The sequence below is a fragment of the Deltaproteobacteria bacterium genome (assembly GCA_016180845.1).
Taxonomy (GTDB): domain Bacteria; phylum UBA10199; class UBA10199; order JACPAL01; family JACPAL01; genus JACPAK01.
In genome coordinates, this window is the sequence record JACPAK010000001.1 from 796302 (window position 1) to 804652 (window position 8351).

11 protein-coding genes are annotated in these 8351 nt (G+C 50.6%); 3 read left to right on the forward strand and 8 right to left on the reverse strand.

Features of this window, described 5'->3' with window-relative positions:
* Window positions 1-3 precede the first annotated feature (3 nt).
* From HYT76_04075 to cysK, 8 genes are all read right to left on the reverse strand, one after another.
* Window positions 4-1446, reverse strand: a complete 1443-nt coding sequence (locus HYT76_04075; GenBank protein ID MBI2082727.1) for a DASS family sodium-coupled anion symporter — start codon at window positions 1444-1446, stop codon at window positions 4-6.
* Window positions 1447-2577, reverse strand: a complete 1131-nt coding sequence (locus HYT76_04080) for a hypothetical protein (GenBank protein ID MBI2082728.1) — start codon at window positions 2575-2577, stop codon at window positions 1447-1449.
* 9 nt (window positions 2578-2586) lie between these two features.
* Window positions 2587-2865, reverse strand: coding sequence for a MoaD/ThiS family protein (locus tag HYT76_04085; protein MBI2082729.1), 279 nt, complete (start codon window positions 2863-2865; stop codon window positions 2587-2589).
* Window positions 2866-2966: 101 nt separating this feature from the next.
* Window positions 2967-3428, reverse strand: a complete 462-nt coding sequence (locus HYT76_04090) for a M67 family metallopeptidase (GenBank protein ID MBI2082730.1) — start codon at window positions 3426-3428, stop codon at window positions 2967-2969.
* Window positions 3429-4358, reverse strand: coding sequence for a pyridoxal-phosphate dependent enzyme (locus HYT76_04095; GenBank protein ID MBI2082731.1), 930 nt, complete (start codon window positions 4356-4358; stop codon window positions 3429-3431).
* Window positions 4358-4612, reverse strand: a complete 255-nt coding sequence (locus tag HYT76_04100; GenBank protein ID MBI2082732.1) for a FeS-binding protein — start codon at window positions 4610-4612, stop codon at window positions 4358-4360. The genes HYT76_04095 and HYT76_04100 overlap by 1 nt, the downstream gene beginning before the upstream one ends.
* Window positions 4613-4622: 10 nt before the next feature.
* The gene (locus tag HYT76_04105; protein MBI2082733.1) at window positions 4623-5846 is read right to left on the reverse strand and encodes a threonine synthase; all 1224 of its coding nucleotides are present in this window, start codon (window positions 5844-5846) and stop codon (window positions 4623-4625) included.
* 3 nt (window positions 5847-5849) lie between these two features.
* Window positions 5850-6764, reverse strand: a complete 915-nt coding sequence (gene cysK / locus HYT76_04110; GenBank protein MBI2082734.1) for a cysteine synthase A — start codon at window positions 6762-6764, stop codon at window positions 5850-5852.
* Between the two features lie 246 nt (window positions 6765-7010).
* Between cysK and HYT76_04115 the strand changes: the two genes are divergently transcribed.
* From HYT76_04115 to HYT76_04125, 3 genes are all read left to right on the forward strand, one after another.
* Entirely contained in the window at window positions 7011-7208 is a 198-nt protein-coding gene (locus HYT76_04115) for a hypothetical protein (GenBank protein MBI2082735.1), read from the forward strand.
* A complete protein-coding gene (locus HYT76_04120; GenBank protein MBI2082736.1) occupies window positions 7192-7617 on the forward strand; it encodes a nucleotidyltransferase in 426 nt (141 codons plus the stop codon). Before HYT76_04115 ends, HYT76_04120 begins: the two co-directional genes overlap by 17 nt.
* A 140-nt stretch (window positions 7618-7757) precedes the next feature.
* Window positions 7758-8351: hypothetical protein (locus tag HYT76_04125; protein ID MBI2082737.1), on the forward strand; the 594-nt coding region annotated here is incomplete at its 3' end.

Consider the following 8351-nt stretch of genomic DNA (forward strand, 5'->3'; position numbering starts at 1 on the left):
TCCTTAGAATATTTTGATCCCTAAAACGGGCCACCAATAGTGGCCGACCAACAGTAACGCCAAAAGAGAGACAAGACTCATCACAAGGGCTGGGGTGATCGTGTCTCGCATCCGAAAATAGCCGGAAGAAAAGGCGATCGCCATCGCGGGGGTGCTCATCGGCAGGGCATTTCCCAATCCGGAGGCGAGCGCGATCAGGAGGGCCATCCCTTTTGGATCGAGTCCCAAGGGAGAACAGAGACTGATCGCGACAGGGGTCATGACGGCGACGACGGCGGAATTGCTGATCGCCTCCGTCAGGATCAGGGCGCCCGTCGTGAAAAGGATTGTCGCCCAGAAGGGATCTCCTCCAATCCCCTGAATGACAGAATCGGCCATCCACTTCCCTGCGCCTGTTTTGTCCAGGACGGAGGAGAGACAGATCGCCCCTCCATACATCAGAAAAACACCCCAGTTCACATACTCTTCCAGATCCTTCCAGCTCACGATCCGGAAGACGAAGAGGACGACAACGGCAAGGATCGAAATAACCGCCATGCCGGTTTTCATTCCATAAAAAATCCAGAAAAAGATCGTGATGAAAAAGGTAAGTGAGATAAACCATTCCGTCGGAGACGGTTTCCCTTGGGCACGGATTTTGGAGGTGAGGATCCGGTCGGCCTCCTCGACGGTCGTGACATCGATCTTGAAATAACGGGTCATCATCAGATAGGCGGCGGCGAACATTATCAGAACGACAGGAAAACTGGCCAAGGTCCATTGAATAAAAGAAAGGCTTTCTCCTGTCAGCTCAGAAAGGATTCCGACGGAAAGAATCGCGCGTCCACTCCCGAGAAAGGTAGCGATCCCACCGACGATACATCCCCATGCCATGGCAAAGAAAAGCAGTCGTCCATAGCTCCCGCCGTAGGGGATAAACTCCAAGGCGCGCGCGATCTCCAGGATAATAGGAAACATCATCGCGGCGACCGCATGCTCGCTCATGACAAAGGAGAGGAGGGCCGCGGTCAGCAGGATCTGGAAAAGGAGTTTTTTGGGTCTCATCCCGGCCCGTCGCAGGAGTTTTAGCGCGATACGCGTGGAGAGACCGGATTTCATCATCGCCGCCGCGAGGATAAAGACGCCCAGGATAAAGAAGACCGTTTCGTTGCCGAAGAGGGCGAAGGACTCACGCGGGCTTAAGATCTGAAGGAGCGGAGGGACAGCGACAGCCAATAACCCGGTGATTGCGAGTGGGAGGAGTTGCGTGACCCAGAGAAAGACACAATCTCCAAAGACGATGATCGCCTTCCATCCTTCGGAGGAGAGCCCTTCAGGGGGTACCTGGACGAGGAGGAATTGGTTGACCAAAATCAAAAGGGCGAAGAGGAGATAGCGATAGCTTTTGGAGAGAAGAATGACCGGGATCGATCGGCTATCAATAATGATTCGTGATGATTCTGGCATTTAACCTTTGACCTCGCGAACTTTCAGTTTTCTTCGAATTGCCGAGAGACCAAAGGCTGCCTTTCGACCGATCGATGTGTGATAGAAATTCTTCATCGCAACCGTCAGACCCGATTTTCCACCGACGAAATGGCGTCCTTCGAGGGGGGTCAGGACAACGTCTATCTGCCGGATCCAGTTCGTTGAGAGCTTCTTCTCCTGGGTCCTTTGGTACAGATACGAAAAGATCGGGATAATCTCTTTCAGATTGGGCTGCCAACGCATCGCGAGCGAGCTTTCTGGTTGAGGAGGGAAGAAGGTGATCAGCGGGACGACTCCAAGGTCTGTCAGGGCATCAATCCCTTTTTGGGTCGATTCGAGTGGTTCCAGCCCGAGGACGAGGTGCGAGGTGACCGCCCCTTTTGGAAATATTTTCACAGCGTACTCGAGTGCCTCAAGATATCTTTTTTGACGGATTGTTTTGTCCTTTTCCGGGTAGAGCGCGGCAAAAAGTGTCGGATCAAAGACATCGAGGTCATAATAAACCATATCAACACCCGCGGCGTAGGTTCGATCGATCCATTGATTTGTCGCCGGCGGCATCACGTCGACGGAGATGAGAATATTCAAGTGCTTCCGGATCTCGCGGACGAGAGGCTCGATCATCGCGATGCCTCCATCCTCCGTTTCGACAAAACCGGATGAGAGATGGATGATCTCTGCCGGTGTTTCTTTTAAGAGGATTTGCATCGCCTCCACGAAATCTTCATTTGAATAATCAGTCCGACGTGGTGTCTCTTTCGTCCCGCAGTATTTGCAGGCAAATCCGGACTTGGCGAATCGGCACGGACCCCGAGGCGCAGCGGCGAGGAAGCCTCCATGGACATGGATCAGGTCTCCGACCCGGTATCCCCTCGATGTTTTTTCCCTTGAAGCCGAGGGGGGGAAGAGGGCCTGGACATCAAGATTCCCCTCTCGTGATTTTAGCAGAAGGCCTTCTCCCTTCTTCTCAAGCGAATAGGGAGAATGTGGATTCGACGTGACAGTAACGTGGGTGTTCTCAGGGAGGATCAGAATAAAATCTTCAGGAAAATCGTGAGGCGGATTTAAACCGCGGAGAAGAAGATCGAGTTTGAGGATTCCCACATTCATGGGATTATTTTATTTACCTCCCGCAATCGCAGGGACAATTGAAATCTCATCACCATCCTTGACGGCTGTCGTCTCCCCTTTCAGGAAGCGGATATCTTCATTGTTAACATAAAAATTGATAAACCGTCGCAGAGATCCTTTTTCGTCGTAGAGGCGTTCTTTGAGGCCAGGAAACTGGCGCTCCAAGTCAGCCAAGATCTCTTTGACGGAAGACCCTTTGGCCGAGACCTCCGATTGATTTTTCGTGATTTTTTGAAGTGGGGTTGGAATTCTGATTTTGATAGACATACTAGCCTCCTTTACTTCTGCTTCTTAATAACTCACCCCCAACCCCTCTCTTACCCCTCGACTTCGCTCGGGGCAGGCATTAAGAGGGGGAGGGGATAGAGCTATGAGACCTTGTTTAGGACAAATTCCTTTTTCTTGTCATCCCAATAATATTCATTCGCCTCTTTAAATTTCCCATCCCAGATCGAAATCACAATATAAGAAATTTTGGGATACATCGGTTCTCCCCAGGGGGCGGCGACCAATCGATCCTCTTCCGAGAAATAGGCATCGTGGTCGGTATGAGAGTGGACGATCGCCTTCACCTCCATCTGGTTTTTCTCGACCTCGTCGAATATTTTTTGCTGCTCTCTGGAATCAATCAAATAGGCGGTCTTAGAGGTGCGGGGGTAGGTTTCGGGATCTTTTTTGTGCATCTCGTCGTAAATGTTGTGCATCGGATGAAACTCGGTGACCGAATTTTGCCCCTTCGAACCGACGAGGAGGCCACACGCCTCGTAGGGATAGGCTTTTACAGCGTACGAGATCATTCTTTCGAGAATTTCAGAGCAGATGGTTAACATTTAGGCACGAAAATCCTTTTCCCATTCCAGCATCGTAAAATACCTGTCTCCATGATCAGGAAATATTGTCACAATCACCCCTTCTTTGATCTTCAGAGCGATCTGAATCGCTCCAAGTATCGCGGCTCCAGAGGAATGCCCGACAATCAACCCTTCTTCACGGGCCAGTCGCTCCGCCATGTCATAGGCTGGTTCGGTCTCCATCGGGATTTTACCGTCGAGTTCTTCTTCCTTATAGATGCCGGGTCGAATCGAAGAGGCCATATGTTTTAACCCCTCAAGCCCATGGAGTGCATTCTCAGGTTCGATAGCGATCACCTGGATCTTTCTGTTGTGGTCTTTCAATCGGCGTCCTGTCCCCATAATAGTCCCGCCGGTCCCGATACCGGCGAGAAAATGAGTCACCTTCCCATCGGTTTGTCGCCAGATCTCTTCGCCAGTTGTATCGTAGTGGGCCTTTGGGTTGAACTCATTATTATATTGATCCGGCATGAAATATTTCCCTGGATATTTCTTGAAGAGCTCTCGGGCGATCCGGATCGCTCCATCGGACCCCTCCATTGGTGAGGAGTAAATTATCTTTGCCCCAAATCGATTGATAATCTGTTTCCTTTGTTTGCTGACATTTTCGGGCATGACCAGTTCACATGGGAGATCGAGGGCGGCACTGATCATCGCATAGGCAACGCCGGTATTTCCGGAGGTCGAGTCAAGAATCACCTTGTCATGGGTCAGTTTTCCGGAGCGGAGCCCTTCCTGGATCATCCGATAGGCCGGACGATCTTTTACAGACCCACCCGGATTGAAGTATTCGATCTTCGCAAAAATTTTAACCTTGCCGGATTTCACTTGAGGTACGTGGTTTGCCACCTCGCGAATCCGGACCAGAGGGGTGTTGCCGATTTTGTCGAGGATGGAGGAAATGAGCATTATTCAATGACGTTAATTTCTATCGGTTCGACTTTGACCCCCCGTTTCCGGAAAAACTCGAAGGCCTGATTTAACTTGTCTTCTGTCCCTTCGAGTTCCAGAGAGATCAATCCGACATGTTCGTCGACGCTGGCGGAGCGGATATTGAACCTGACCCTGTATTTTTCGTACATATCACAGATGATCGCCTCTTTTGTCCTGGGACCCGGGAAGGTGAGATAGACCTTCCGGCGGATGGTTTTGGATTTTTTCATGAGCCCCCCTTTACTTCATTAATCTATCAAACTCCTCCAACTTCGCATCAATAATATCCGGTGCTCTCAAATGATCCCGGACCGCCTCCTGGGTTTTCAGCCCATTTCCGGTAATCAAGATAACGACTGATTCGTCTTCCTTGATCCTTCCTTGTTTAACCAGTTTTCGTGTGACACCCAGGGTGACGCCCCCCGCTGTCTCCGTAAAAATCCCTTCTGTCTCTGCGAGGAGCTTCATCGAATCAATAATATCCTCATCACTCACATCATCGCTCCAACCGCCGGATTTTCGGATTGCCTGCATCGCGTAAAAACCATCTGCCGGGTTTCCGATCGCGAGCGATTTTGCGACGGTGTGTGGTTTGACCGGTTTGAAAAGGTCCCATCCCTCTTTGAGGGCTGCCGAGATCGGTGAGCATCCGGTCGCCTGGGCCCCATGCACCTTGCATTTTTTCGTCTGGATCAGATCCAGATTGTAGAATTCCTCGATCGACTTGCTAACCTTCGTTAGCAGAGAACCGCTCGCCATCGGGACGACAACATGACGGGGGAGTTTCCAGCCCAGTTGTTCCATGGTTTCAAAAAAAATTGTTTTCGAACCTTCGGCGTAATACGGCCGGATGTTGATATTCACAAAGGCCCATTTGTATTTCGAGGCGATTTCGCTACAGAGTCGATTGACCTCGTCATAGGTTCCATGGATGCCGACGACATTGGCCCCGAAGATCAGAGTTCCCAAGACCTTTCCATGTTCCAGGTCGTAAGGGATAAAAACGTAACTTTTCATTCCGGCGTTGGCGGCATTGGCGGCGACTGAATTGGCAAGATTCCCTGTCGAGGCGCAGGCGGCGACCTTGAATCCAAACTCGAGCGCCTTTGAAAGGGCAACTGAGACGACACGGTCTTTAAAGGAAAGGGTTGGATAGCTGACCGCATCGTTTTTGATCCAGAGTTCCTTGAGACCGATCGCCTCCGCGAGATTTTTGGCCCGAATCAGCGGAGTAAAGCCGGCCTTGACCCCGACAGTTGGTTCGCCATCGATCGGAAGAAGCTCACGGTATCGCCACATCGAACCCTCGCGGGATTCGATTTTTTTTCGTGAGAGGGTTTTTTTGATGCGGCTGTAATCGTATGTCGCCTCCAAAGGGCCGAAGCAGTATTCGCAGACGTGGGTCGGTGCCACGGGATAGGCATGGCCACATTCGCGACATTTCAACCCCTTCACAAAAGACATTTCTTATCCTTTTCTCTCTGCAAAAAATTTGTCGAGACTGAAGTATCTCTCTCCCCGATCAGGAAAAATCGTAACGATGCGTTTGTTGGGCCCAAGTTTTTTGGCCACCTTTCGTGCCGCCACCATCGCTGCCCCCGAAGAGATGCCGACCAGGATCCCTTCTTTTCTCGCAATTTCCAGCGAACCCTCGAACGCCTCGTTATCGGATACAACGATAATCTCGTCAATAAGCTCCCGGTTGAGAATCGGAGGGATAAAGCCGGTACCGATCCCCTGAATCTTGTGAGAGCCTGTCTTTCCTTGAGAAAGCAGAGGCGCCGAGGCCGGTTCGACCGCGATTATCTTGGCCCCCTTTTTCTTAAAGTAACCACCAACCCCCATCATGCTTCCTCCTGTCCCGACACAGGCGACGACGGCATCGACAGGGAGTGCCAGTGCCGTATCAATTTCCGGGGCGGTTGATTCCTCGTGGGCCAAAAGGGTCAGGGGATTTTCGAATTGGTTAATGAGGAAGCCTTTTCGCTCCTCGGCGATCTTTCTCGCCCGATCGATCGCCCCACGGATCGCCTTTTCTGCTGGTGTCAGATGGACCTCGGCCCCATACCCCTCGAGGATCTTTCGTCTCTCGAGGCTGTAATTTTCCGGCATCGTGAGAATCACTTTGTATTTTTTGATTCCACCGATATAGGCGAGGGCGATCCCGGAGTTCCCTGTTGTCCCAGCAACGAGCGTATTCCCCTTTTTGATGAGACCTTTATTTTCGGCATCGGTTAAGATCTTGAAGATCACGCGATCCTTGAGAGACCCTCCCGGGTTGAAGCATTCCAGCTTTGCGAAGACCTGTGCCGATCCGGTTGGGAGGCATCGTTTGAGTGGAACAAGTGGTGTATGTCCGATCGCCTCGAGCAGGGTTTCCATCTTTTTGCCAATACCTTAAGGGACGACAAAAAGTCGACTGTCTGTTTTTCCTCATAACTCCCCTCAAATGATTCAGCGATTCTCGAGCCCCCTCTTATTTTTAAGAGGGGGACCAGGATCTCTTTAGGGGATGCCACGGGATCAATTCCGTGGTGCAATGAAAAAAAGAAATTCCTGCAGAATTACAAATGGTTATCCTAGATTCTTGTCTTTACAGGTCATAATTTTTCGGATAAATTACGAGATATGCCGATTCTGAAACTGGAAAAAGACGACCCCCAAAAAGAGCTTGAGTTTGAGGTGAAGTGTGCGCTTGAACAGACTCCGGAACAGAGACTCGAAAGGTGGTACGAATGGAATATCAACCTCTTGAAGTTTGCCCAAGAACGACGAAAGGCGCTCTTTGGACCAGAAGAAACTCCTAAAATTGTTAAACGACCATAAGGTTCGATTCGTCGTTATTGGCGGAGTCGCCGTGATTGCTCACGGTTATACTCGCACGACGGAGGATATTGATATTTTTATCGAACCGAACCGGGAGAATGTTGAAAAGACTTTTGCCGCCCTGCGAGAATGCGGGTACGATCTGACCGACACCTCTGTTGATGAAGCTCTGGCCAAAAAACTTCTTCTTCGAGGATACATTCTCAAAACGGATATTCATCCATTCGTCACAGGTGCCCAGTTTGACGATGTGTGGAACAAGCGGATTGAAATTTCATTCTTTGGAGAAAGAGTTCCCTTTGTTTCACTGGACGATTTGATTTCAATGAAGAAAGCCGCCGGAAGGGAACGAGATCTGATTGACCTTAAACACTTGCAAGAAATCAAGCGCCAGACGCATCAAAAATAACTCTTGAACCGTCAATTTTTCGGTTGGTCCGTGTCATTTTTCACCCATTTCGGTCCCTGATTTTCATAAAACCAGAACAAAATCAATCTGTTATTTTTAGTGTGTTTTGGCACGCTGATTGCTTTCTTTTAAGGTTAATCATGAAAAGTCGCCTCATTTTCTTATCTCTTTTTGCCCTTATCAGTCTTGTCGTGATGCCCCGATTTATTGGCATTTGGGGATGTGGTGGTGTGGCGGAGACCTCTTCAGAGGAGGGGACGACGACGACCGATGCGGCGAAGCCGACGGTCAGTGTGACCGGGACGGTGACGGTTCCTGCCAGTTCCTCTTCGGCATTGGTGGCAGGACTCGTGATGAAGGACGCGACGACGGATGGTGCCGGTTCGGGGATGACCTGTGAGGGGTTTACGCTGGAGGGGGAAGACCTGGGGGATGCGACGACTGATACGAGTGGGAATTATACGCTGGCGGCAGTGATTGAGTCTTTAAAACCGACGGATGCGACGACAACAAGTTGGAAGGCGCGTTTTTATATAAAATGTACGGATAGTTCGGGCAAGTACGACATCCGGAACTACTGTGAGGCGACGGTAGAGGAGGGGACGACATCGTCAATCACCTGCCATGCGACGCCGGAGACGACATTGACGACATTGGATCTGTTGACGAAATCGGGGTGTGTCATGGGGGCCTCGTGCGCAATGGAGGGAATCGATCCGTTGTGTTTTGTGGCG

Bases quoted from the DNA above. Each gene is read 5' to 3' on its own strand.
- HYT76_04075 (MBI2082727.1), bottom strand. From the start codon at position 1,446: ATGCCAGAATCATCACGAATCATTATTGATAGCCGATCGATCCCGGTC.
- HYT76_04080 (MBI2082728.1), bottom strand. From the start codon at position 2,577: ATGAATGTGGGAATCCTCAAACTCGATCTTCTTCTCCGCGGTTTAAAT.
- HYT76_04085 (MBI2082729.1), bottom strand. From the start codon at position 2,865: ATGTCTATCAAAATCAGAATTCCAACCCCACTTCAAAAAATCACGAAA.
- HYT76_04090 (MBI2082730.1), bottom strand. From the start codon at position 3,428: ATGTTAACCATCTGCTCTGAAATTCTCGAAAGAATGATCTCGTACGCT.
- HYT76_04095 (MBI2082731.1), bottom strand. From the start codon at position 4,358: ATGCTCATTTCCTCCATCCTCGACAAAATCGGCAACACCCCTCTGGTC.
- HYT76_04100 (MBI2082732.1), bottom strand. From the start codon at position 4,612: ATGAAAAAATCCAAAACCATCCGCCGGAAGGTCTATCTCACCTTCCCG.
- HYT76_04105 (MBI2082733.1), bottom strand. From the start codon at position 5,846: ATGTCTTTTGTGAAGGGGTTGAAATGTCGCGAATGTGGCCATGCCTAT.
- cysK (MBI2082734.1), bottom strand. From the start codon at position 6,764: ATGGAAACCCTGCTCGAGGCGATCGGACATACACCACTTGTTCCACTC.
- HYT76_04115 (MBI2082735.1), top strand. From the start codon at position 7,011: ATGCCGATTCTGAAACTGGAAAAAGACGACCCCCAAAAAGAGCTTGAG.